Consider the following 22,536-nt stretch of genomic DNA (forward strand, 5'->3'; position numbering starts at 1 on the left):
GACATTTTAGGGGAACCGATCTACAATTTAAATAAGAAGAGTAAGGAGTTTGGGGGTTAAAAACTTATTTCTATCGTTGTTTCCGAGTCAAACTTTATAAATTTGAGGTGATCTGTTCATGGACCATATCGATCTAAAGATACTGTCCATTCTTCATGATAATGCCAGAATTACGGTTTCTGAGATGAGTCGAATGATTGCCATGTCACAACCGGCTGTAACCGAACGGCTTCGGAAATTGGAGGAACAGGAGGTCATAACGGGTTATCGTGCTGAGATTTCTGCGTCCAAGCTGGGCAAGTATACAACTGCGTTTGTACTGTTCAAGTCGAATAACTGCAAGGAATTCGAAGCTTTCAGCGAAGCGGCTCCTGAAATCGTCGATTTCTACAGAACCAGTGGAGAGTATAATTATATGCTGAAGGTTGTAACAGAAACAGGTGAGTCATTGGAAGCCTTCCTAGAAGCTTGCAACGCATTTGGATTTTCAACGACCCTTGTGGTTCTTTCCACTCGTTTCGAGGATAAAAGTCTTGTGGCGAGCCATGAAGCATCAAGTTCCCTAAATAATTTATTGAAATAACTTATGCTGGGATATCCGGAGCTGATAGCAACCTCTTTGACGGACATGTCCGGATCGTTCAAAAGCATCTGTTTGCTGGCTTGAATTCTACACTTTGTAATATAGGTGATAGGGGACAGCTTGGATGCAAGGGTTGTATGTAAAAGGATAGATAGTTTAATAGTCAGTAATAAGCAGGTTGCCCAGCAACCTGCTTATTTATTGGACTAAAGGGCTGCGTTACGATAAGTATTTTATAAGTGCTTCAGCCCAAGCCTTGGGGTGTAAAATATTAACAACACGAACGCGACCTAATTCAAAATCAGCTTATCCTGACGGTTTAACTCTAGCGCCAAACGAGCCGGCCGTTACGCATTCCGAAATGCTCTCAAATCTTGCGGCATATCCGGAAGCTCATTTACGGATACGACAGCTTCCGTCTTTTTACTGGGCTTGATCCAGAAATTTTCGCTGCCAGGGAGATCGTCAAACCAAGCGGCATCATCCGGGCAATCGAGCACCATAAATTTACCGTACTGTTCATCACGCGACTGATGGTATTTTAAATATGCCTTCCCATTCTCGATGGCTACGATCTCGATCTTCCCAGAGGTATGGCTCATGGATAGACGAACACGCTTGCCTAAACCGGATGTCCGCGCCTTAGCTTCTTCAACTATCCGATATACTTGCTGCAAAGGCAGCACAAATTCCTTATTACCAGCTACCGGGCGATTGATAAAGAAATAATAGGGCGTGACACCTGCCCATGACAATTGATCCAATAGTTCTCCAAGTACGGCCGGATCATCGTTAATGCCCTTAAGCACAGGTGTTTGATTCACAACTATGGCTCCAGACTCATGCAGCGCTTGAAACCCTTTCCTTGCCTCCTCAGTGATTTCCCTAGGATGATTAATATGAGCCATTACATAAATGCGCTTTTCCGGCGTTGAATATTCACGAATCGTCTCAAGCAGCTCCTCGTCTTCATATATCCGCATGGGGTTGAAAACAGGGATTTTCGATCCGAGCCGGATTATCTTCACATGGTCCAGCTCACGCAACCGTTGTATAATCCCCCTTAGCTTTGGCGTAGCCAGAATTAAGCTGTCTCCGCCGGTTAGCAGCACATTATTGATGTCTGGATGCTTGGCGATATAACGAAGCCCCGGCTCCACATCCGACAGCGCTTCCTTCACGTCATTACGGAAAAGCCGCTTTCGGAAGCAGTACCGGCAATAAGAGCCGCACACCTCCGAAACAATGAGAAGCGCCGTTGTACGATATTTGTGCTGGCAGCCGGGGACGACATAATTGGTATCTTCATCGGATGCATCCCAACGTCCGTATTCCAAGAGCTCTCCTTCGTTCGGAATGACCAGCTTACGAATCGGATCGTCAGGATCGCTCCAATCGATGAGGTTAAGATAATAATCATTGACCCGAAACACGAATTTTTCTGTGATTTGCTTGAGCCGGTTCCTTTCTTGCTCCGGTATCCACTTGATCCTGTCAATATCGGTGATGTACTTCGGCTGAGGCATTGCGATTCCTCCTTGTATTTGAAAAATAAAAATGACCCTGTAAGCAAAGGGACATACACCTTTGCCTGTTCAGGGCCAAAATAAAAAGACCCAAATAAGGGTCTCGTAACACCGATATATCGGAACTATTGACCCATCTACTGCTGACGAGGTTAGCTGACGGACTTGGGAAAGATGGTTCCCTACGATACTGTTAGAGCATCGATTCGCCCCTAAAAAAATTGGTTCCCCCGCTTTCCGATTGGAGAATCGGAAATTAAGCGTGTCTTTATTATACGGATGATAAGTAAGAGGGTCAACCTGATAATGAAAATTAAATTATTCTTAACACAGTGATTTTTTTAAATTTCATTGACTAAAACCGCGATATTCGAAATGAATTAGCAATATCACAAGATTTAGAAGTAAAAATAACCATAATCATTTGAATATGACGATTATTGAACCAAAATGACAATTTGTATTTATCAGGAATCCTGAGGATAGGGGAGGATTTTTCCATATATCGGCTCTAATCTGGGATATCGGTAGGAGAGGGGGGCTCAAGTGACCTGAGGGGACTAGAACAGAGGTGAGTATAGTATTAGGACCATGTTACCCTTATATGGGGCCCCAAACAAGCAACAAATTGAAGGGAGCGCACGAATGAAAAGAGGGTTAAGAATACTACTTGCAGTTCTGCTCAGTTCAGTAGCTGTCGCCGGCTGCAGCAAAGACAACGCGAAACCGGTCAACGGAGGAACGGCTGGGAATGTTCAGCAGAGTGCAGGGGAATCTACGCTGGATAAGGCAAAGAAACAAGGGTTCATCACCGTCGGTTTCGCTAATGAAAAGCCGTATGCTTATGCCACCCCAGATGGGAAGCTGACGGGAGAAGCCGTGGAAGTAGCAAGAACCATAATAACAAAGCTCGGGATCAAAGAGATGAACGGGGTATTGACCGAGTTCGGTTCATTAATCCCAGGTTTGAAAGCAGAGCGCTTCGATATTATTACAGCCGGTATGTTCGTTACTCCGGAGCGCGGCAAGGAAGTGCTGTTTGCCAATCCGGAGTACAGTATTGGCGAAGCGATTGCCGTTCAAAAAGGAAATCCGAAGGGGATCCACAGCTACAAAGATATTGCCTCCAAGCAGGATGTGAAGGTAGCTGTAATGGTTGGCGCAATTGAAGAGCAATATTTAACCAAATCAGGTGTAGCTAAAAATCAAATCGTCACAGTACCTGATCAGCCGTCAGCGATCTCGGCCCTGCAATCCGACCGGGTACAGGTTGTCACGATGACAGGTCCTTCTCTTCAGGCGATGCTGGATTCAGCCAAAGACGATAAGCTTGAACGCGTTAAAGACTTCGAACAGCCTACGGTAGACGGAAAAAGCGTACGGGGGTATGGAGCAGCGGCGTTTCGGATGGGTGACGATGACTTTGTAAAAGCTTACAACGAGGAATTGGAGAAGCTGAAATCCTCCGGAGAGCTGCTTACTATTCTAATACCCTTCGGTTTTACCGAAGAGGAGCTCCCCGGCAAAATGACTGCCACGGAGCTGACTAAATAGCAGTCTGGTTAACAACAATGGAAGGCGATGATGTTGATGGTTGAACTGCTTCCGGCTCTATGGAGAGGAACGGTCATTACCATAGAAGTAACCTGCCTCTCAACCGTTGCTGCTCTTGTTCTTGCCATAGCAGCGGGATTGGCAAGGTTGTCTCCGCTGCGGCCGCTTCAATGGATCACCGCCCTTTATGTAGAAACGTTCCGAGGTACTTCCTTGCTTGTACAACTATTCTGGCTCTATTTCGCATTTCCGCTGCTGCTGGATATTCGTGTAAATGCCATGACGGCAGCTGTGCTAGCGCTTGGGCTGAATTACGGCGCATATGGCTCCGAAATTGTCCGAAGCTCTATTCTTGCCATACCTCGAGGTCAGACGGAAGCGTCCATTGCCCTTAATATGACTCCATGGATGCGGATGCGTCGTATCATCGGTCCGCAGGCATTGGCAATGGCACTGCCATCCTTCGGAAATCTTCAAATAGAGCTTTTGAAGGGCACCTCCCTGGTGTCTCTCATCACTCTGGCGGAATTGACATACCAGGGCATGATGCTGCGGTCGTACGATATGTCCCGGACAACGCTTATCTTGATATTGATTCTGTTAATCTATTTCGGTATTGCCCAGCTCATGACCCGCATCATTCGATTGCTGGAGCGACGTTTTGTTGTGGGGAGGTCGTGACATTGAAATGGAATTGGGAATACGCTTGGAGCATATTGCCGAAACTGCTGGAGGTCGTACCGGTAACAGTGGGAGCAGCTTTATTCGGATTCGTCCTGGCCATGCTTCTGGCGCTGCCCATCACTTTGGGAAAACGAGTACAGCATAAAGCGATATCGCAATCGGTGTCTTTTCTGGCCGAATTGATCAGGTCAACACCGCTGTTGATCCAGCTGTTGTTCGTTTTCTATGCTTTGCCGATGTATGGGATCTCGTTATCTCCATTCACGGCTGGCGTGATCGGTTTAGGCATTCATTATGCCACCTATCTGGCAGAAGTGTACCGGTCGGGGATCGAGGCTGTTCCGAGCGGTCAGTGGGAGGCGGCGAAGGCGTTAAATTTTACCCCACAGCAAACATGGCTCAGACTTATTCTGCCGCAAGCGCTGCCTCCAGTACTTCCGGTTATGGGGAATTATTTGATAGTCATGTTTAAGGAGACGCCGATCCTTTCAGCCGTAACTTTAGTGGAAATGCTGCAGACAGCGAAATCATTAGGCTCGGCATCGTTTCGCTACATAGAAGCATTCACCTTGGTGGGCTTGTTGTTTCTCATCATGAGCTGTATATCTTCTCTACTTCTTAAGAGGCTGGAAATACGTTTGGCGCGCAAGTGAGTAAAAGGGGGCGATAGGATGCTTATTCCGGAAGTAACCATGACTTTAGGAGCAATGGAAACCCGATCCGATCCCATCGTGAGATACCGGGGAGTCCGAAAGTCGTATGGGGAATTGGAAGTGCTCAAGGGAATCGATTTGGACTTGTATGCTGGTGAAAAGGTGGCAGTCATAGGACCGAGCGGATCCGGTAAAACCACTCTTGCCCGGATTCTAATGACTCTGGAGCACCCGACAGAAGGAACCGTCGAGGTTAATGGAGAGCATCTGTGGCATCGACTCGTGAGAGGGCGGCTTATCCGTGCGGATGAGAAGCATCTCCATCGTGTCCGGAGCTCGATCGGGATGGTGTTTCAGCATTTTCATTTATTTCCCCACATGACGATTCTTCGCAATGTGACGGAAGCACCGATTTCTGTGCTGAAAATACCTAAGGAACAAGCGATTACGGAGGCACTGGAGCTTCTCGACAAGGTCGGGCTTAAGGATAAAGCGGAAGAATATCCGATACGGTTATCAGGAGGCCAAAAGCAACGTGCTGCTATTGCGAGAGCCTTGATTATGAAACCGCAAGTGATGCTGTTCGACGAGGTGACGTCAGCATTAGATCCCGAGCTTGTCGGCGAGGTTCTGAGAGTTATTAAGGAGCTTGCTGAGGACGGATCCATGACAATGATGCTGATTACGCATGAGATGGATTTTGCGCGTGATGTCGCAGACCGCGTAATTTTTACCGACGGCGGACTTATCGTAGAACAAGGGACGCCTGAAGAGATATTTGAACGTCCTCAAAGCGAGAGACTGCAAATGTTTTTATCTCGCTTCCGCAGCGGCATGGGAAAGGAATCCGTCCGATGAAGCACGTACCAGAGCAAGAGAGGGTTAACATTCGTCCTCCGTCAATCGAGGATGCAAATGCTGTTTGGCATCTTGTCAAACATATTGGCACTCTGGACCCAAACTCTTCCTATTTGTATCTCTTATTGTTCCGATATTTTGCCGATACGTGCCTGGTGGCGGAGAAAGACGGGCAAATAGTAGGCTTTGTGACCTCGTTCGCTCAGCCTGACGACCCATCAGCCTTATTCGTCTGGCAGATCGGTGTCACTCCGGAAGAGAGGGGGCAGGGGATCGCCACAAGATTGCTGCAATCATTACTTGAACTGCCTGCCGTTCGTAAGGCCTCCCGGCTGGAAGCAACCGTGTCTCCGGGCAATCGGGCGTCGCACCGATTGTTCGAGACGGCAGCCCAATCAAGAAACACTGTCTGCGAGACGGTGGAAGGAGGCTTCCCGGCATCGCTGTTTCCCGAAGCCGGACATGAAGATGAACCTCTGATCCGAATCACGCTTGGATCTAGAAATATCAACCGAATCAAAGGAGGAGGAGCCAATGATCAGTAGACAATCGATATCTGCGGATAACTCCCTAACTGTTTTTGAAAGCATGGAATCCGAGGTAAGAAGCTATTGCCGGTCGTTTCCCGTCGTGTTCAGTAAAGCCTCTGAATGCAAATTATGGGATACGGAGGGCAAGGAATACCTCGATTTTTTCGCAGGGGCAGGAGCATTAAATTACGGCCATAACAATGTAATGCAGAAAGAGAAGCTGATCCGCTACATTCTTGAAGACGGTATAAGTCATAGTCTGGACATGGCAACGGAAGCAAAGCGGCATTTCCTCGAACGTTTTCAAGAGGTCATTCTGAAACCGAGAAAGCTAGACTACAAAATCATGTTTCCGGGACCGACCGGAACGAATGCGGTTGAGGCGGCGTTGAAGATTGCACGGAAAGTGACGGGACGTACGAACGTGGTTGGCTTTACGAATGCCTTTCATGGCATGACTCTAGGGGCTCTGGCCGTTACAGGGAACAAATTTAAGCGTCAGGGCGCCGGAGTCCCGCTGCACAATGCGACTATTATGCCCTATGACGGTTATATGGGACCAGGGGTCGACTCAATCGCCTATTTCGAAAATTATTTGAGCGACAGCGGTTCCGGCGTATCTCTTCCAGCTGCGGTCATTGTAGAGACGCTTCAGGGTGAGGGCGGACTAAATACAGCAAACGGCGAATGGCTGCAAAAGCTGGAGACACTTTGCCGGAAATACGGCATCCTTCTAATCATTGACGACATTCAGATGGGCTGCGGCCGAACGGGACCGTTCTTCAGCTTCGAGCCCTTCGGTATCCGCCCGGATATTGTTTGTCTGTCGAAATCAATAGGAGGATTTGGCCTGCCGATGGCGTTAACTCTTCTTGACCCGAAGGTCGACCAGTGGGCTCCTGGCGAGCACAATGGAACGTTCCGCGGCAATAATCTGGCTTTCGTGTGCGCCGCAGAAGCGCTTCGTTATTGGGAAAAGGAGAACTTCACCGGCTCGGTCATAGAGAAAGGCAAGCAGCTGGAGAACGGATTGAAGGGGCTGATATCCCAATTTCCAGAATTGAAGGGCGAATGGAGGGGACGCGGGCTAATGCAGGGGATCATGTTCCCTATGGAAGGGATGGCTGGAGAGATATGTGCCGCCGCCTTCCGTCGCGGACTTATCATGGAGACGTCCGGGACTGACAGCGAGGTAGCCAAAATTATGCCACCTTTGATCATCGATAAGTACTCGTTGCAGCGAGGTTTAGGCATTCTTGGCGATAGCATGGAAGAAGTAGCCGAGTACTACCGAAAAGAGCGAATAAAACTCATATAACGGCAGAACAAGGAGGATTCTCGATATGATCGTAAGGCATTTGGATGAGGTATTAGGTACGGAGCATGATGTGGATACGGCCACTTGGTTCAGCCGGCGTCTGCTGTTGCGTAAGGACGGAGTCGGGTTCTCGCTTCACGATACGACGATGAAGGCTGGAACCGAAACGGATATGTGGTACAAAAATCACATTGAAGCGGTTTACTGCATTGAGGGTGAAGGTGAAATCGATGTTCTGGATGAGAATAAGACCTATCCCGTAACACCAGGCACGTTGTACGTCTTGAATGGCCACGAGAAGCACAGACTGCGAAGCAAGACGGACCTGAGAGTCGTTTGTGTCTTCAATCCCCCTTGCACAGGCAAGGAGGTTCACGATGAGAGCGGAGCTTATCCTCTCGGAGAGCCCGATGCCTATCCGTCGCGAATTCATTCGGAACCGCAAATCCTCGATCGTGTGGATCCGGTGGTGTATAATCACATAATCAATCAACAAGTTATTAATGCATTGCAGCTTTCCGGTTATGAGCAGGACGGATATTTGTTTTTGGAAGAGTTTTTTACTCAAGAAGAAGTTGCCGCCATGCGTGAAGAACTGAAGAAGATTTGGCAGGAAGCGGGCAGTGACAACAACAAACCGGAGGTCATCCGTGAACCCGATAGCGAGGAGGTTCGCTCCGTGTTTGCCGTTCATCGGGATAGCGGGGTATTTCATCAGCTTGCAGTGCACGAAAGGCTTCTTGCGGTCGTTAAGCAAATCCTTGGCAGCGACGTTTATGTTCATCAATCGCGCATTAATTTTAAGCCGGGATTTACAGGAAAAGAGTTTTACTGGCATTCCGATTTTGAAACATGGCACGTAGAGGACGGAATGCCGCGAATGCGGGCGCTAAGCTGCTCTATTGCACTAGAGGACAATTATTTCTTCAACGGTCCGCTCATGGTCATACCGGGATCCCATCGCCACTTCATAGCCTGCACCGGCCAGACTCCCGACGATCACTACAAACAGTCTCTAAGGAAGCAGCAGTATGGCGTGCCTGATCATGACAGCATGCGTTGGTTGACCGAGAAAGGCGGTATTGTCGCTCCTGTCGGCAAAGCAGGCTCCGTGCTGCTGTTCGACTGCAATCTGATGCACGGATCCAGCTCGAACATTTCTCCGATGCCCCGAAGTAATATCTTTCTTGTCTTTAATAGTGTTGAGAATAAGCTGGTAGAGCCCTTCTCCGGCATGAAGCCGCGACCAGGGTTTATCGCATCGCGTGAGGCATGAATTGAAAATCTGATAGTATAGAATTAATAAATTCGAAATAAAATAATATACGAATAGTAGTTCTACTGCTGAGTTCCGATTAACGGAAGCGGGGGAACCATGAAGGACGGGCATGAATCTCGATGCCCGTCTCTTGGGGTGAATCCTTCAAATGCCGGCATGGCCGCATGGAAGGTAGGGCGACTCTCACGTCCGAATCCGACAGCTAACCTCGTAAGCGTCAAACTGGTGAGGCAGCAAACCTTTATAAGCAAGCAGCTATATAGAAATACTCTACAATGCTTATTTTGTTGCCTCCGGAGGGGGGGAACAAATGAACGGATTAAGGTATTTTCTGGGGGAGTGCGTATTGGTATCCGCCCCGAATGAAGCAGGCAAACAGTTTATTAACGAACTGAGGGAGCGAGGAGTCGGTTACTACGCAATAGTTAACAGCCATTCTGGAAAGAAGCGAATGGAAGCAATAGGGGTCAAAAAGATTATATCCGTCGATACATCGGATGGGAACAAGTGGGACGATGCTCCTCATCTTCCGATACGGAAAGTATTTTTATTCGAGGATAGCTTCACCCTGACATGCCGCCTTATTCAATTGTGCAGCAATTGGCGGTTAGAAAGCATTTATGTCATAACAAGACGTAAATATAATAAACAAACTTATAGAGCACTCGGTGCGACACATATCTTTTTTATAAACAAATGCGATGTATCCTTCCTGGTAAATGATATAGATTAGAGATGGTTACAGCAAATAAGCAGCAAACGGCACTGATGAAGTTACTTCATCAGTGTTTATTTATATCGAAAACGATTCTAAGTTATTGTTTTGATTTTCAATGCTTAGCGCTCTATTCAATTCACGGTGGAGGAATGGTACTGGGCAGTCCGGTTCACTTATATAACTATTGGCAGCATTGATTTGTTCATAGATGAAGCTTTAATATTTGCAATACAACTTGCCTAAGTTCGATTGTTCAGGAATAATGAAATTCCTGCAGGAGACATGACAATACCTAATAATACTTTTTTCCCAGTACTTCTGGGCTATTTTTTTTGTTTATAAATAGGTACGTATGTTCTTATATTTGGAGTATTCATGTAAATTGGCCCTCAGAGGATATCCGGGGGCTGTTGTTTTGTTTGTCTAGATGTTGGTACAAACGCCTAAAAAATAGGTCTTTGACTCAGTAACAAACGCGGAGCTTCGCCCATAAGTTGGAATCATGTCGATATCAAAAAAAGTTACTGGAGGTTTTATCAAATGACTAATTTTCAAAATGAGCTTCAGCAGTTGGATGTTTCGCAGTTCCAGGCAACGGAAATGACACCTTGGGATCAGCAAGCTCAGTATTATGCCGGACAGTATCCTAATGGCCAAGTGCCTGTAGATCCTTCTCGCCTTTGTGTCGGATTTTGCGCTGGAGTCTGTGCTGGTTTTTGCGCAGGATTTTGCGGAGTTTTTTGTGCCGGAGTTTGTGGTGGATTTTGCGGCGGGTTCTGCGGAGGCGTTCGCTGCGGGGGCTTCTGTGGCGGCTTTCGTTGTCATAACTGCGCAGGATTTTGTGGCGGCCACCGCTGCCGCTAAGGCTGACACTTTCGTCTCTCATATGATTGAAGTAAACCGATCGCCTCTGCACAGTGCTGTGCAGGGGCGATTTTCTATATCGTAGGTGATGTATGACATGAGGGACAAATAGAAGTACATATAATGTAGAACGAAGATTGAAAATTGTAGAAAAGCGTTTATAGTTAGGAGGGCTGAGATGACAAAATTGACCTCGTCTACGCGCCTTCAGGTAAAGGCGGATACATTTTTTTTGCCGGATCAGAATGACGGCGTCTATTTCCGAAACAACGTTGGCACGTTCCAAATGAAAGGTGAGATGATTGACCGATGGCTTGAAAAGCTCATCCCCATGTTCAACGGGGAGCACACAATGGAGGAATTGACGGACGGGCTATCCGGGCCTTACAGGGACCGAGTGTACGAAATCGCGGAAGTGCTGAGGGAAAAAGGCTTTGCGCGCGATGTGAGCCAGGATTGCCCGCACGTTCTCTCGGAGCAAACGGTCCGCAGGTATGCAGGGCAAATCGCTTTTCTCGACAGCTTCGGCGATTCCGGCGCTTACCGGTTTCAGTGCTACCGGCAGGCTGAAGTGCTCGCGGTCGGCTCCGGCCAGATCTTTTCCGCGCTTGTGTCGTCGCTGCTTGAGTCGGGCCTTACTCGGTTTCGAATGCTGATTACGGATTCGCTGCCGACGGATCGGCATCGGCTGACGGCTTTGGCGGAGCACGCCCGCTTGACGGATCCCGAGGTGGTGATCGAGGAAGCTGTACTGTCGAACAAGAATGCCGACGGTTGGAGGGAAGCCGTGCGCCCGTACCAAGCGGTCCTCTATGTGTCTGAGCAGGGTGATTGCGAGGAGCTGCAGCTTCTTCATAAGGCATGCCAAGCGGAACGCAAAACGCTGCTTCCTGCCGTGAGACTGCATCAGGCCGGCATCGCGGGCCCTATCCTGCAGCCGGAGAGCACGGTCAGTTGGGAATCGGCGTGGAGGCGCATCCACAAGTCTCAAGTGTTCAAAGATCCGGAGAGGTTTGCCTTCTCCTCAACGGCGGGGGCGCTGCTCGCGAATGTGATTGTTTTCGAGCTGTTAAAGACTCTGACGGGAGCTGCCGAGCCGGAGCAGAGAAACTCACTGTATCTGCTTGATTTGGAGACATTGGAAGGAAGCTGGCACCCATTACAGCCGCATCCCCTTGCTGCCGGAAAAGTCAATGCCGCAGCTAGCTGGGTGGATGACGTTGAGCTTCGGCTCGAGGATGGACCGAAAGTTGACGCAGTGAACGGGTTGTTTCCGTACTTCAGTAAGCTGACTTCGGACCGAACGGGAATTTTCCATAGCTGGGAAGAAGGGGACCTTGGCCAGCTGCCCTTGTCACAATGTCGCGTTCAGACAACCGATCCGCTGTCTGACGGACCCGCCGGTCTGCTGCCGGACATCGTTTGTTCGGGAATGACGCACAGGGAGGCGCGTCGTGAAGCGGGGCTCGCCGGGCTTGAGGCGTATGTATCTCGGCTTGCGGGAGTTCTTGTGAATACCGAGCAGTGTATCGGCATCGGTATCGGAGAGACGGCCGCAGAAGGCGCTGCTCGCGGACTGCAGGCTTGTTTGACGAAGCATTTGGAAGCGCGGTCGACATACCGTAAGCCAACTGTCGTTCGGGTTCGGCTCGGTCAGATTGACGACGAGTCATGCAGGTTTTATTTACAGGCGCTGACTACGATGCGGGGCACACCGACGATCGGGCTTGGTGAGGAAGTGTGCGGTTTTCCCGTCATATGGATAGGTACGGAGGATGGATGGTTCGCAGGCACCGGCTTGACCGTGACAACGGCGCTGCGCAGGGCACTGCAGGCCTCTCTGATGAAGGCGCAAAACGGATCCCTATACCGCTTGCCGCAAGCCGTAGAGGTGGAGACCATGCTGCTTAGCTCGGGCAACCCTCTGGAACTGTCCGTCCCAGCCGAGGAGTCGGAGGCGAGTCTGGATGGGGTCAAGGATGCGATGCGGAAGCTGAAACTAAGCGGCCGGGAAGTTTACGTCATTGATTTGGCGGTGGAACCGTTTTTGCTTGATGGTCCTGCTGCTGTCTACGGCGTGCTGCTTGGAGAGGGGGGAGCAGTATGAGCGCGGTCGTAGCCGTTGTCGGAGAAGGAGTGCTGGCGGAGCTGGTGTGTGGGGAGCTTATCTCCGAGTGCCGTATCGTTCGTTTGAGCCATATCAGAGAAGAGCTGCCGGAAGATGCGGAATTTGCCCTCGTACTGAATGATGCTTGGCATCCAGCCGTTCACCGTGAGGCGGAAGGGGTGCTGCAGGCTGCTGGCATTCCATGGCTTCGCGGTTTCGTCATCTTCGGTGAAGGCGTTGTTGGGCCGCTCGTCAGGCCAAGCAAGTCTGGATGCTCCAGGTGCGCCGATACCCGGCAGCTTTTAGCAGGACGCGACCGCAGGGAAATGTGGGGGCTGCAGCAGCGGTTGACGGAGACCGGGGGAAGCCCCTCTGACTCATGGGCATCACGATCGGGGCTGCAGCATATGGCGCATCTGCTTGCGGAGGAATCGCGGAACGTGCTACGGCGTATCGCTTCCCGTACAGAAGAGCGTGTGGTTCTGGTCAACCTGAAGACGTTGAATTGCTCCAGTCATTTCTTCCTACCGGACCCGTTGTGTCCCATATGCGGACGTCTGCCCGAAGATTCGCGGGATGCAGCCCGGATATCGCTCAAGCCGTCCCCGAAAGTCGGAGACAACATCTACCGCAGCCGATCGCTCCAAGAGCTGAAAGCTTTTCTTGCCCGTGACTATCTCGATTACAAGATGGGATTTATTAACGGAAAAATGCTGGATTTGGTTTCGCCCTTAGCCGATGCAACCGTGAATCTTCCGATGTTAGAGCAGGATGAGGTGACGGCCGGCAGGACGAACAGCTATGCAGATAGCGAGCTGTCGGCTATTCTGGAGGGCTTGGAGCGGTATTGCGGCACGGCACCGCGCGGCAAGCAGCCAGTTGTTCACGGGAGCTACCGGCAACTCGCGGACGAAGCGCTCGATCCCGTGACGGTTGGGCTGTATTCGAAGGAGCAGTATGAGCTTCCTGGATTTCCCTTTAGGCCGTTCGATTCTGATGCCGAGACCGATTGGGTCTGGGGATACTCGTTTGCGCAAGAACGCCCGATTTTGGTTCCGCAGTGGCTTGCGTATTACAGCTCTCCCTGTCGGCAAGGCTTCGTGTATGAGACATCCAATGGCTGCGCCTTGGGCGGAAGCTTGGAGGAAGCGATCATGTACGGGATACTGGAGGTCGTGGAGCGCGATTCGTTCTTGCTGACATGGTATGCACAGCTGCCGCTTCCCCGCATAGACCCATACTCCGCCGGTGACCGCGACCTGACGCTGATGATTGAGCGGCTGCGGGCCGTTGCCGGTTTTGACGTGCTCTTGTTTAATGCGACGATGGAGCATGGCATTCCCAGCATTTGGGCAGTGGCAAAAAATAGAAAGACTAATGGCTTGAACCTTGTTTGTGCTGCCGGAGCGCACCCGGACCCGGTACGGGCAGCAAAAGGGGCGGTTCATGAGCTGTCGGGGATGATGCTTACACTAGACCAGAAATTCGAGGCGAACCGGGAGGATTATATGCGGATGCTTCACAATCCTTCGCTGGTTCGGAGCATGGAGGACCATTCCATGCTGTACAGCCTGCCGGAGGCGGAGCCGCGGCTGCGCTTTTTGCTGGAGGAAAACCGGCCGATGCGCACGTTCTCTCAAGAATTTGAGCCCGCTCCGAAGCACTGGGATTTGACCGAAGACCTAAGAGCCATGATCGGTAAGATTCACCAGCTGCACATGGATGTGATCGTAGTTGACCAATCGACACCGGAATTAAAGCGTAACGGGTTACATTGTGTGAAAGTGCTGATACCTGGCATGCTGCCAATGACGTTCGGCTACCATTTTACCAGGTTAACGGGACTGGAAAGGGCGCTTCGAGTGCCGGCAGTGCTCGGGTATACGGATCGGCCTTTGCGTCCGAAGGAGCTCAATGCTCATCCGCATCCGTTCCCTTGAGCCCGGATGATGTCGGCTTATGCCAAACCGAGGTATCATTAAATGGCGATTGGGGGAAGCAGAATGAGCCTGGAAGCATTTGTTAGCCAGCTTCATGCCGACGGCGACGTGAGTGGGCTGCCCGGCTGGGAGGTCGATTGGGATGATGCACCGCTTGCGTATAAGCTGTATCGCGGCCTGCCGACTCTTCCGCTGTCCTCGGATATCCCGATGACACTAGAAGCACGGGTAACGCCTGCCGAACCGAGCCTTAAAGACATCGGCCATTATCTATGGTACGTCTATGGGCTGACGCAAGTAAGCTATTCTATTGCGTCTCCGATGCGGACGTACCGCAGATTCGTCCCTTCCGGAGGAGGGTTGTACCCAAACGAATTGTACGTATATCTCCGCACGGAAGTCGGCGTTCCCGGACTTTACCATTACGATGCAGCGCATCACCGCCTGGTGCTGCTGCGCAAAGGCGATTTCGATTCGTACTTGACCCGGGCTCTTGGCAACCGCTGTGACCTATCTTCATGCTTCGGCGCTATTTTTGTATCGACGATGGTTTGGAAAAATGCTTTCAAATACAGCACCTTTGCCTATCGTCTGCAAGGGCTCGATTCAGGCGTGCTGCTAGGGCAAATGCAGGAAGCTGCGAAACGGTTCGGTTATGCATCTAGAGTGCATTTCAGGTTTCTGGACCGAGCCGTGGGCCATCTGCTCGGGCTATCCGGTTCAGAGGAGAACATATTTGCGGTCGTGCCTCTTTCGGTGCAGCGCGACATCGCTTGGATAGAAGATGCCGGCGGTACCCGGATGCAAGTCACAGCGGATGAGCTCTGCCGCGAGCTTCCGGCTGTTCAGCATGATTATTATGTGCGTTCGAGATCGGTTAAGCAGATTTTGCAGTTGACTCAGATGAACGAAGCCACTGCGATCGATTCGCTGTCGACGTTTCGCCGGTTCGAGCCCGTCAATCGAGCGGAAAGCGGACTTCAGACTGTCTATTTACCATCAGTGAAGCGGCTCAGCTTCGATTTAGCGGCAGCCAGCCGAGCACGGCATTCGCCTGAAAGCGAATTTGTCTTGGGCCGTGTAACAGCGCACCAGCTTGCCGCTCTATTGCAGGAAGCTGCGGTCTCCTTCGCTTATCGCAACGATTTGGACGGCGTGGCCGAGTCACTTCCGACTCGTGTCGCATTATACGGATGTTTCTATAACGTCGAAGGCATACCGGACGGCGCTTATCGCTATGATGCAGCTGCTCACGCGCTCCGGCGCGTGCTTGCCGGTGATCATCGGCTCCGGCTGCAGCAGGGGATGACATTGCACAACGTCAATTTGTTTCAAGTACCTATCTGTCTGCACATCGCCGGCGACAACGAACATCTGATTCCCCAATTGGGGTATAGAGGATACCGCATCCAGCAGATGGAGGCCGGCATGCTCCTGCAGCGCTTGCTGCTGGCGGCAACCGCACTCGGCATGGGCGGGCGTCCGCTTCTTGGCTTTCAGGCCGGATTGTGCGATGAGCTCTATAGGATGTCCATGCAAGGACGAACCAGCCTCGTCCAAATCCCGATCGGTCACTGCCATCACCGTCCCCGGCTGGAGGGAGGGCTGCATAGCTAGTTGATACTTGATTTTGCCGAGATGCGGTACGGGAAAAGTTATTATTATCAGTATCCGATTTGTGCCTCGATACTGTAGCCTTGGTCGGCTTGGTCTTCCGTAATGACGAGACCGAAGATTCCGTCGGATTTTGCTCTTTCTATCAAAGGACTTTCAAAGAGAAAGAACGAACCGCCTCCACTGGAAAGGCGGTTTTCTTATGCCTTCAAGACCGCACTGTCAAGAGCGTAAGTAGGAGGTGGCGGTAGGTGACTATATTAATTCGCGGAGTTTTTACGAAAAGCATTCATTATTACTAAGAAGAGAGGTTACAAAGGACCCTGCGAGGAATATAAACTTGTACACTGTAAATTTAGGAGTTGGTCGAGTGGAGACAATGATATCAGAAGAAATGATCCGAGATGATCTACTAAAAACATTCCATCGCCTCTTCAATGTAAACGTACTTGAAGCTACTCCAATAAAACGAGGGTGGTTAAACTTAAAATGGATAGTTACAACGGATTCAGGGCAATTTGTACTTAAACAATACAATAAAAGAAGATTGAATAATCCAGAGGCGCTATTGTTTGCATTCTCTCAACAGATTAGATTATTTGCCCAGGGTCTTGCGTGTCCCAAGCTGCTATCTCATAATGAAAGGATTTTGCTTGAAACTGATAACGGAGAACGCTTTATGGTGATGGAATATTGCCAGGGCAACCTAATTCCACCAGGTAAAACCAATGTGCATCAAATATACGATTTAGGTCGAGCAACAGGAAAAATGCATCGATTATTAAATGATGGAACCATTAGTATTAAAAAAAGCCCACAATTTATTCCTCCTAGTCGTGAGGAGCGTTTAGCACACTGGAACTCCGTTTGGAAACAGGCGAAGGAAGCTGGTAAAACCCAGTTGCTCGATGATATAGAAACTCAACACAGAGCAACGGAAGAAATAAATATAGAAATACTCGAATTACTTCAATTAGGCTGGGCTCATCGTGACCTTTGGGTCGATAATCTTCTATTTCATGAGAATCGATTAACTGCAATTCTTGATTTTGATCGGCTAAGATATGACTATCCGCAGCTTGATGTTGCTCGTGCTGTTATTTCATGTGCGTTAGATGATAATTTAGATGTCTCCCTTGCCTCAGCATTTATTGAAGGGTACAGCGAAGAACGCACCGTGGTAAAGGGTTACTTAACAAATTCATTAAGGTTGTTGTGGTATATGGAAAGCACATGGTGGATACATGCCAACATGGTTCAACATAGTGTACCTCCCGTTCGCTTCGCAAAGGAAATGCGTTGGCTTGCTGAAAATCAAAACAAGTTGCCCGCTTTGTTGGGAAATATATAGATGATGCGAAAGCGGAAGTGCAAAAAAAGGATAGCAAGTCCAAGAATTCTTGGATTAAGCTATCCTTTTTCAATTGCATATAGGGTTATAGTTTTGACGCAGGGACGCGCTGCTTTCCGAAGCCATTTGCCTTGCGAAAGCCTTGATAGGCATCAATCACAGCGAATAGAACGAATAAAAAGACGGCCATAGCGTAGATTCCCTTTTTGGATGCGTCGGTCATTGCAAATAAATCCGTCATGTACGATACAAAGTCGGTATTTAACAGCAGTGGATCACTAATAAGGATAATGAAAATGATGGAAGAGACGAGATGGAATGCGGCATTCAGCAAGGCTACTTTTCTGGTCCATTGCGCAGTAGTCCATTTATAAATCGTCGTTGCGGCTTCCAATGCGATCACGAAGACGACCAGCGGCCAGTAGGAGAGCAGCACCTCCTGGTTGAAAGTAGGCGTGACGAACACAAGGCCTTTCGACCCTTTCTCATAAACCCCCACCAGATGAGCCGCGTTAAAATAAACCGACGCCCAGATAGTGGTCCATAATAAGCTGCCGAACACTTCTCCTTTAGAGATCGCCCTTTCTTTAGGGATAAAAGGGATTTTGCGTAAATCATCTGGCTTCCATGGCTTGAAGTAGGAGCTGGAATCAAAGGATTTTGAATTCGAGGTGCGTTCCAGGATAGCAAATACAATCGTTACCCAGAAAAACACTTGAATCGCTCCGCTCAAAACCGACCATATTCCATGTCCAATCGTGTCCAGAATGATGTTTAGCACCGCTTCGCTTCCCTTGTAGGCAATCACACTCTCCGCAATGACGGATACGATAGAAATCGCTGCAGCTATTGGCACAATCATTTTTAACAGCTGAATGTACAAATCATAAAACCGCGGCCCGATTAAATGCATCGGACGGTCCAGGTAACCGTTCGCCAGGATCGCCGGATCCCCGAGCTTCAGCAGCGCGGAATTGACGTCTTGTTCGGAATATTCATCCGGCAGCATGTCTTCAATCGTCGAGCGCAGCTCCAGCGCGATGTCTGCACGATTTTTTTCAGGAAGCCTTCGCGTTACTTCTTGAATATACAAGTCAATCAGATTCATAGGTATCATCTCCTTTTAATAAAATGTTCAGTTCACGGGTTGTTTCTTCCCATTCTTTCAAAAGCTGCTCATAAATCTCCGTCCCGAATGCGCTCAACTCATAATATCGCCGCGGCCTGTTTTCCGACGTATCCCAGCTGCTTGTCACCAGCTCCTGCTTTTCCAGACGGCGGAGCAGGGGATACAATGTACTCTGGTCAATCGCGATCCCCCGCGCTTCCAAAATTTGAACAAGCGAATATCCATATTTGGGCGTTCGCAGCTGGCTTAATACAGCTAATGTCAACGTACCTCTACGCAACTCCGTCGTCAGTGAACTCAGTAAACTGCTCATTACTCCACCTCTTGTGCATCATACTGTGCGTCATACACTATATATTTTATACTGTGTATCATACACTATGATGAAAAATATAGCAATATCCAAAACACAGTATTGTATTGGACTTTGAGAAAATCCGCTTTTGCCTGCTCTAAGACGTGATCAAGTAAAAATGAGAAAACAGATTCGTTTCTGGGGATTTTGCTAGTTAGACCACTTGAGAGAGGAGTTGCGGCTTTATGGAAAAAAGGCATGTCATTTCACAAGCGTAGGGATTGTCTGAGCAAGAGGCGCGATCCTAATTCATCGCAAACGGGGTAATCTATAATGAACTCAAAATTTGCCTGCTTGACCTGAACCATGGTTCAGGTTGTACTATACTCGCAGCAACTCCGAATTCGCAGATGCGGCTTGAGAAAAGGAGGACAGACATGGAAAAGACGTACGCCATAGCGGATATTTCGGCTCATACGGGGCTCAGCATGTTTTATTAAGGTTTATTTTGGACGCCAACGCGATCTGTTATATCTTAATTTTATACAACATTAACGCGGTGACGTGGTAAATATAAAGAATGGCTGTCGAGACTCTCTCGACAGCCTGAAAAGCCCACTTGGGCTTTATTTTTTGTTTTTGTCCCTATTCCTAGGGGAGAGCAGGACGAGCAGATTGCCTATAATACCCGAGGTTTACTTGGAATCCCCAGAGTCCTGAACTTTATGGAAAATAGTCTCCGGGTTGAAATTTGACAAACACACTGGATCCTGGGTGGAAAGAGTAAAGGCCGAATCCCTAATGTTCTCTCTAGCTTATCCAATCTTGTTTAAAATATCATTACCCAAAGGCAAATAGACGGTAAATGTCGTACCTTCACCAGGGTTACTCACAACGCGAATGAACCCTCCGTGGAATTTGACAAAATGGTGGGCGATTGATAATCCGAGCCCGGTTCCGCCTGTATGCCGCGAACGGGCCTTTTCCACACGATAAAAACGATCAAACAGGTGGGCCAGCTCTTCGGCTGGAATACCGATGCCAGTGTCTATCACAGAGACACATGCATAGACTGAATCCCGATCCATGACCTTGTCTTCAATTACAACCGAAATCTTTCCGCCTTCCGGCGTGTAGCGAATTGCATTGGTTAACAAATTGATGAACACCTGCGTGATCCTTCTCGCGTCGGCAATCACCACCACAGGCATCGTGTTCGAAGAGAGTTGTACTTCTAGTCCGTTCTCCTCCGCTTCCATTTTCACATCATCCGCGATTTGTTCAAGTCTAGCGGCCAGATCTATAGGTTTGCAATCCAATACTAACCGCCCCGCTTCAGCCAAAGACAAGACATGAAGATCTTCCACAAGCAAGCCTAACCGGATCACTTCGTCATGAAGTCTAAGCAGCATTTCAGCAGGGACGTATTGGCCGAGCTGTTGAGCATTTTCTAATTTTAGCTGCATGATAGAAAGCGGAGTTCGAAGCTCATGAGCGACATCAGCTACCAACCGCCTACGGCCGTCCTCTGCTTCCCGGAGGCGGAGCGTCATATCATTGAATGTCTGGATTACTTTGCCGTACTCGTCTTTTGATTGTACGGGAACGTTCACATCCAGATCCCCTCGTGCAACACGTTCGATAGCGGTTATAAGCTTTCTTAGCGGGAGCGTCAGGACCCCCGAAATCCATAAACTGAAGAACAGCCCGATTGTTACGAAAAACACCCAATTTCCGAGCCAAAAACGCTTCATCTTACCTATAACGTATGTCTTCAAGATCTCGATTTGTTCCCCGGGTAGTGCATTCAAATAAGATGTATCTATTTCTTCCTGACTAAATTGATCAAACAAAGACTCCATGTAAACCTGATTATTTACGATATGAGAGCCACCGATCATAAGAACGAGCAGTCCCATGGAGACGAATATTTTCTGTCGTACCGTCATCGTCATGATAATTCACCGAATCGATATCCGAAGCCGTATACCGTCTGGATATATCGTGGATTGCCTGTATCATCCTCTAGTTTTCTTCGGAGATTTCGGATATGCGAATCCATCGTCCGTTCATATCCCATATACTCGTCCTGTAGCGCGGCTTTTAATAACTGCAGGCGGCTAAAAACGATTCCGGGACGCGCCGCCAACGTGAATAAAATTTTAAATTCGGTAGGCGTTAGTTGAATTTCCTTGCCATCTTTGAATACCTGGCATTTTGCCTCGGAAATGATTAAGTTGTCTCTCTCCAAGAACATCGATCTGTCTTCAAGTCCGTTCAAGCGTCGGAGTAAAGCTCTGATGCGCGATGCGAGCTCGCGCAAGCTAAACGGCTTTGTCAAATAATCGTCCGCGCCGATCTCCAGACCGACGATTTTATCCGATTCATCCGATCGCGCCGTGACCATAATAATGCCGCAATGCGAGGTTTGCCTTATTTCGCGGCATACGTCAATGCCGCTTTTCTCAGGGAGCATCCAGTCAAGCACGACGATATCTGGCCGTTCCGAACGGGCAATAACCAGCGCTTCCTTGCCAGTCCGCGCGGTTAATATACGGAAACCTTCACGTTGCAGATAGGTCTGCATCTCCTCCAGCATGCCCGGCTCATCCTCCGCAAGTAACAATTTCGGTTCCATTCCATCACATCTTTCCACTTTTAATCAACTTCCAGTGTACCGCTTACGGAGATTATACCGCGAATTGACAGGTTCTTGAAGAAATCCACGCAAAGAGAGGATGATCTGCATAAGTTCTCGACATTTGTTGTGTAAACTGGCTGTGAAAGGAAAGTAAAAGTCACGAAGAACAAGAAAGCGAGGGGACCGATTTTATTGAAAACGTAATATTGAAGGCGTAGGGAACGTGTTGCGGATTGTGTACGATGTCGATTAAAAGTGCGGTGCTGCAATGAAAACATTCAACAAAGAGGAGTAATGAATCAAATGAAAATGAAGCTAGTTTCATTCATAATACTTTGTACATTTCTATTTGTTCCAACTATTGTATCCGCTGAAGTGACCAACGGGAATGTCGGATACGGATTAACCGCCGGGAGACTCTGGGCCACGATGGACGCGGTAGCAGGGCTGATCAGCGCGGTCATCGGCGGGCTGTCTCTTGCCCGCTCCAACGGTCGCATCGGTACGGGCTCCGGTCGACGTGGGGCTATCGCCGCTGCGGTGCTGGGACTGATTGTCATAGCCTACGCTCTGCTGCATCTGACCCTATTCACTGGTGATTTCGGCACCGGCAGTGGGCGAGCCGGGGCCATCATTGCTATCGTGATGGGGCTGATCAGTATGGTCCTCGCTGGGCTAACTCTGGCTCGCTCCCGCTCCCGCCGCGCCGGCTGACCCGACCATGTTTGTTGTTCCTGTCCTTCATGAGCGTGTTTCAATGGCACAGGGTTGTGAGAGGGAAGGGCACGACGGTTATCTCCTGAAATAGGCAAGTTGTCGAAACATCGTTCTGTAGAACTCAAAAATAGCGCCAGTACTAAGGAGTACTGGCGCGTTTTTTGAATATGGATAT

Annotated in this window: 19 protein-coding genes, 1 pseudogene and 2 riboswitches; of the genes and pseudogenes, 15 read left to right on the top strand and 5 right to left on the bottom strand. The window is 49.2% G+C overall.

What is annotated here, in order from left to right; all coding sequences use genetic code 11:
* Positions 1-118 precede the first annotated feature (118 nt).
* Positions 119-583: an Lrp/AsnC family transcriptional regulator gene (locus ACFQ88_RS19560; RefSeq protein WP_239625243.1), complete on the top strand. Its 465-nt coding sequence runs from the start codon at positions 119-121 to the stop codon at positions 581-583.
* 347 nt (positions 584-930) lie between these two features.
* Here the strand turns inward: ACFQ88_RS19560 and ACFQ88_RS19565 are convergent, their stop codons facing one another.
* Complete coding sequence (locus tag ACFQ88_RS19565; protein ID WP_379455793.1) at positions 931-2,109, bottom strand: KamA family radical SAM protein; 1,179 nt, start codon at positions 2,107-2,109, stop codon at positions 931-933.
* A gap of 126 nt (positions 2,110-2,235) precedes the next feature.
* A riboswitch (cyclic di-AMP (ydaO/yuaA leader) is annotated at positions 2,236-2,382 on the bottom strand.
* 372 nt (positions 2,383-2,754) lie between these two features.
* Between ACFQ88_RS19565 and ehuB the strand changes: the two genes are divergently transcribed.
* From ehuB to ACFQ88_RS19630, 13 genes and pseudogenes are all read left to right on the top strand, one after another.
* Positions 2,755-3,663: an ectoine/hydroxyectoine ABC transporter substrate-binding protein EhuB gene (ehuB, locus tag ACFQ88_RS19570; protein ID WP_379455795.1), complete on the top strand. Its 909-nt coding sequence runs from the start codon at positions 2,755-2,757 to the stop codon at positions 3,661-3,663.
* Positions 3,664-3,699: 36 nt separating this feature from the next.
* The gene (gene ehuC, locus ACFQ88_RS19575) at positions 3,700-4,344 is read left to right on the top strand and encodes an ectoine/hydroxyectoine ABC transporter permease subunit EhuC (RefSeq protein ID WP_379455797.1); all 645 of its coding nucleotides are present in this window, start codon (positions 3,700-3,702) and stop codon (positions 4,342-4,344) included.
* A 2-nt stretch (positions 4,345-4,346) separates the two neighbouring features.
* The gene (gene ehuD / locus ACFQ88_RS19580) at positions 4,347-5,000 is read left to right on the top strand and encodes an ectoine/hydroxyectoine ABC transporter permease subunit EhuD (protein WP_379455799.1); all 654 of its coding nucleotides are present in this window, start codon (positions 4,347-4,349) and stop codon (positions 4,998-5,000) included.
* An 18-nt stretch (positions 5,001-5,018) separates the two neighbouring features.
* On the top strand, positions 5,019-5,858 hold the full coding sequence (gene ehuA, locus ACFQ88_RS19585) for an ectoine/hydroxyectoine ABC transporter ATP-binding protein EhuA (RefSeq protein ID WP_379455801.1): 840 nt from the start codon (positions 5,019-5,021) through the stop codon (positions 5,856-5,858).
* Positions 5,855-6,403: a diaminobutyrate acetyltransferase gene (gene ectA / locus ACFQ88_RS19590; RefSeq protein ID WP_379455803.1), complete on the top strand. Its 549-nt coding sequence runs from the start codon at positions 5,855-5,857 to the stop codon at positions 6,401-6,403. The genes ehuA and ectA overlap by 4 nt, the downstream gene beginning before the upstream one ends.
* Positions 6,393-7,706 carry a diaminobutyrate--2-oxoglutarate transaminase gene (ectB, locus tag ACFQ88_RS19595; protein ID WP_379455805.1) on the top strand — a complete coding sequence of 438 codons (1,314 nt, stop codon included), beginning with the start codon at positions 6,393-6,395 and terminating at the stop codon, positions 7,704-7,706. The genes ectA and ectB overlap by 11 nt, the downstream gene beginning before the upstream one ends.
* Positions 7,707-7,731: 25 nt before the next feature.
* Positions 7,732-8,112: pseudogene (locus tag ACFQ88_RS19600) on the top strand (ectoine synthase); the annotation flags it as partial.
* A gap of 21 nt (positions 8,113-8,133) precedes the next feature.
* On the top strand, positions 8,134-8,982 hold the full coding sequence (gene thpD / locus ACFQ88_RS19605) for an ectoine hydroxylase (RefSeq protein WP_379455878.1): 849 nt from the start codon (positions 8,134-8,136) through the stop codon (positions 8,980-8,982).
* A gap of 56 nt (positions 8,983-9,038) precedes the next feature.
* Positions 9,039-9,217, top strand: a riboswitch (cyclic di-AMP (ydaO/yuaA leader).
* Positions 9,218-9,295: 78 nt separating this feature from the next.
* A complete protein-coding gene (locus ACFQ88_RS19610; RefSeq protein WP_379455807.1) occupies positions 9,296-9,718 on the top strand; it encodes a hypothetical protein in 423 nt (140 codons plus the stop codon).
* 1,027 nt (positions 9,719-10,745) lie between these two features.
* On the top strand, positions 10,746-12,674 hold the full coding sequence (locus tag ACFQ88_RS19615) for a putative thiazole-containing bacteriocin maturation protein (protein WP_379455809.1): 1,929 nt from the start codon (positions 10,746-10,748) through the stop codon (positions 12,672-12,674).
* Positions 12,671-14,614, top strand: coding sequence for a TOMM precursor leader peptide-binding protein (locus ACFQ88_RS19620; RefSeq protein ID WP_379455811.1), 1,944 nt, complete (start codon positions 12,671-12,673; stop codon positions 14,612-14,614). Before ACFQ88_RS19615 ends, ACFQ88_RS19620 begins: the two co-directional genes overlap by 4 nt.
* A 63-nt stretch (positions 14,615-14,677) precedes the next feature.
* A complete protein-coding gene (locus tag ACFQ88_RS19625; RefSeq protein ID WP_379455814.1) occupies positions 14,678-16,231 on the top strand; it encodes a SagB family peptide dehydrogenase in 1,554 nt (517 codons plus the stop codon).
* Between the two features lie 367 nt (positions 16,232-16,598).
* Positions 16,599-17,579, top strand: a complete 981-nt coding sequence (locus tag ACFQ88_RS19630) for a phosphotransferase (protein ID WP_379455816.1) — start codon at positions 16,599-16,601, stop codon at positions 17,577-17,579.
* 85 nt (positions 17,580-17,664) lie between these two features.
* On the opposite strand, the gene ACFQ88_RS19635 is transcribed toward ACFQ88_RS19630, so the two are convergent.
* The 4 genes from ACFQ88_RS19635 to ACFQ88_RS19650 form a co-directional block, all read right to left on the bottom strand.
* Positions 17,665-18,687: an HAAS signaling domain-containing protein gene (locus ACFQ88_RS19635; RefSeq protein WP_379455818.1), complete on the bottom strand. Its 1,023-nt coding sequence runs from the start codon at positions 18,685-18,687 to the stop codon at positions 17,665-17,667.
* On the bottom strand, positions 18,674-19,021 hold the full coding sequence (locus ACFQ88_RS19640) for a PadR family transcriptional regulator (RefSeq protein WP_379455820.1): 348 nt from the start codon (positions 19,019-19,021) through the stop codon (positions 18,674-18,676). The genes ACFQ88_RS19635 and ACFQ88_RS19640 overlap by 14 nt, the downstream gene beginning before the upstream one ends.
* A 797-nt stretch (positions 19,022-19,818) precedes the next feature.
* Positions 19,819-20,958 (bottom strand): sensor histidine kinase, encoded by a 1,140-nt coding sequence (locus tag ACFQ88_RS19645; protein WP_379455822.1) that lies wholly within the window; start codon positions 20,956-20,958, stop codon positions 19,819-19,821.
* Complete coding sequence (locus ACFQ88_RS19650; protein WP_239625213.1) at positions 20,955-21,641, bottom strand: response regulator transcription factor; 687 nt, start codon at positions 21,639-21,641, stop codon at positions 20,955-20,957. The genes ACFQ88_RS19645 and ACFQ88_RS19650 overlap by 4 nt, the downstream gene beginning before the upstream one ends.
* Positions 21,642-21,953: 312 nt before the next feature.
* Between ACFQ88_RS19650 and ACFQ88_RS19655 the strand changes: the two genes are divergently transcribed.
* Entirely contained in the window at positions 21,954-22,358 is a 405-nt protein-coding gene (locus tag ACFQ88_RS19655; RefSeq protein ID WP_379455825.1) for a DUF6223 family protein, read from the top strand.
* Positions 22,359-22,536: the final 178 nt, after the last annotated feature.

Origin of the sequence: Paenibacillus sp. NPDC056579 (assembly GCF_042793215.1) — a bacterium.
GTDB lineage: Bacteria > Bacillota > Bacilli > Paenibacillales > NBRC-103111 > Paenibacillus_S.

What these genes read in the sequence shown, in the direction of transcription:
- ACFQ88_RS19560 (WP_239625243.1), top strand. Translation starts at nt 119, where the DNA reads ATGGACCATATCGATCTAAAGATACTGTCCATTCTTCATGATAATGCC.
- ACFQ88_RS19565 (WP_379455793.1), bottom strand. Translation starts at nt 2,109, where the DNA reads ATGCCTCAGCCGAAGTACATCACCGATATTGACAGGATCAAGTGGATA.
- ehuB (WP_379455795.1), top strand. Translation starts at nt 2,755, where the DNA reads ATGAAAAGAGGGTTAAGAATACTACTTGCAGTTCTGCTCAGTTCAGTA.
- ehuC (WP_379455797.1), top strand. Translation starts at nt 3,700, where the DNA reads ATGGTTGAACTGCTTCCGGCTCTATGGAGAGGAACGGTCATTACCATA.
- ehuA (WP_379455801.1), top strand. Translation starts at nt 5,019, where the DNA reads ATGCTTATTCCGGAAGTAACCATGACTTTAGGAGCAATGGAAACCCGA.
- ectA (WP_379455803.1), top strand. Translation starts at nt 5,855, where the DNA reads ATGAAGCACGTACCAGAGCAAGAGAGGGTTAACATTCGTCCTCCGTCA.
- ectB (WP_379455805.1), top strand. Translation starts at nt 6,393, where the DNA reads ATGATCAGTAGACAATCGATATCTGCGGATAACTCCCTAACTGTTTTT.
- ACFQ88_RS19610 (WP_379455807.1), top strand. Translation starts at nt 9,296, where the DNA reads ATGAACGGATTAAGGTATTTTCTGGGGGAGTGCGTATTGGTATCCGCC.
- ACFQ88_RS19615 (WP_379455809.1), top strand. Translation starts at nt 10,746, where the DNA reads ATGACAAAATTGACCTCGTCTACGCGCCTTCAGGTAAAGGCGGATACA.
- ACFQ88_RS19620 (WP_379455811.1), top strand. Translation starts at nt 12,671, where the DNA reads ATGAGCGCGGTCGTAGCCGTTGTCGGAGAAGGAGTGCTGGCGGAGCTG.
- ACFQ88_RS19625 (WP_379455814.1), top strand. Translation starts at nt 14,678, where the DNA reads ATGAGCCTGGAAGCATTTGTTAGCCAGCTTCATGCCGACGGCGACGTG.
- ACFQ88_RS19635 (WP_379455818.1), bottom strand. Translation starts at nt 18,687, where the DNA reads ATGAATCTGATTGACTTGTATATTCAAGAAGTAACGCGAAGGCTTCCT.
- ACFQ88_RS19640 (WP_379455820.1), bottom strand. Translation starts at nt 19,021, where the DNA reads ATGAGCAGTTTACTGAGTTCACTGACGACGGAGTTGCGTAGAGGTACG.
- ACFQ88_RS19645 (WP_379455822.1), bottom strand. Translation starts at nt 20,958, where the DNA reads ATGACGATGACGGTACGACAGAAAATATTCGTCTCCATGGGACTGCTC.
- ACFQ88_RS19650 (WP_239625213.1), bottom strand. Translation starts at nt 21,641, where the DNA reads ATGGAACCGAAATTGTTACTTGCGGAGGATGAGCCGGGCATGCTGGAG.
- ACFQ88_RS19655 (WP_379455825.1), top strand. Translation starts at nt 21,954, where the DNA reads ATGAAGCTAGTTTCATTCATAATACTTTGTACATTTCTATTTGTTCCA.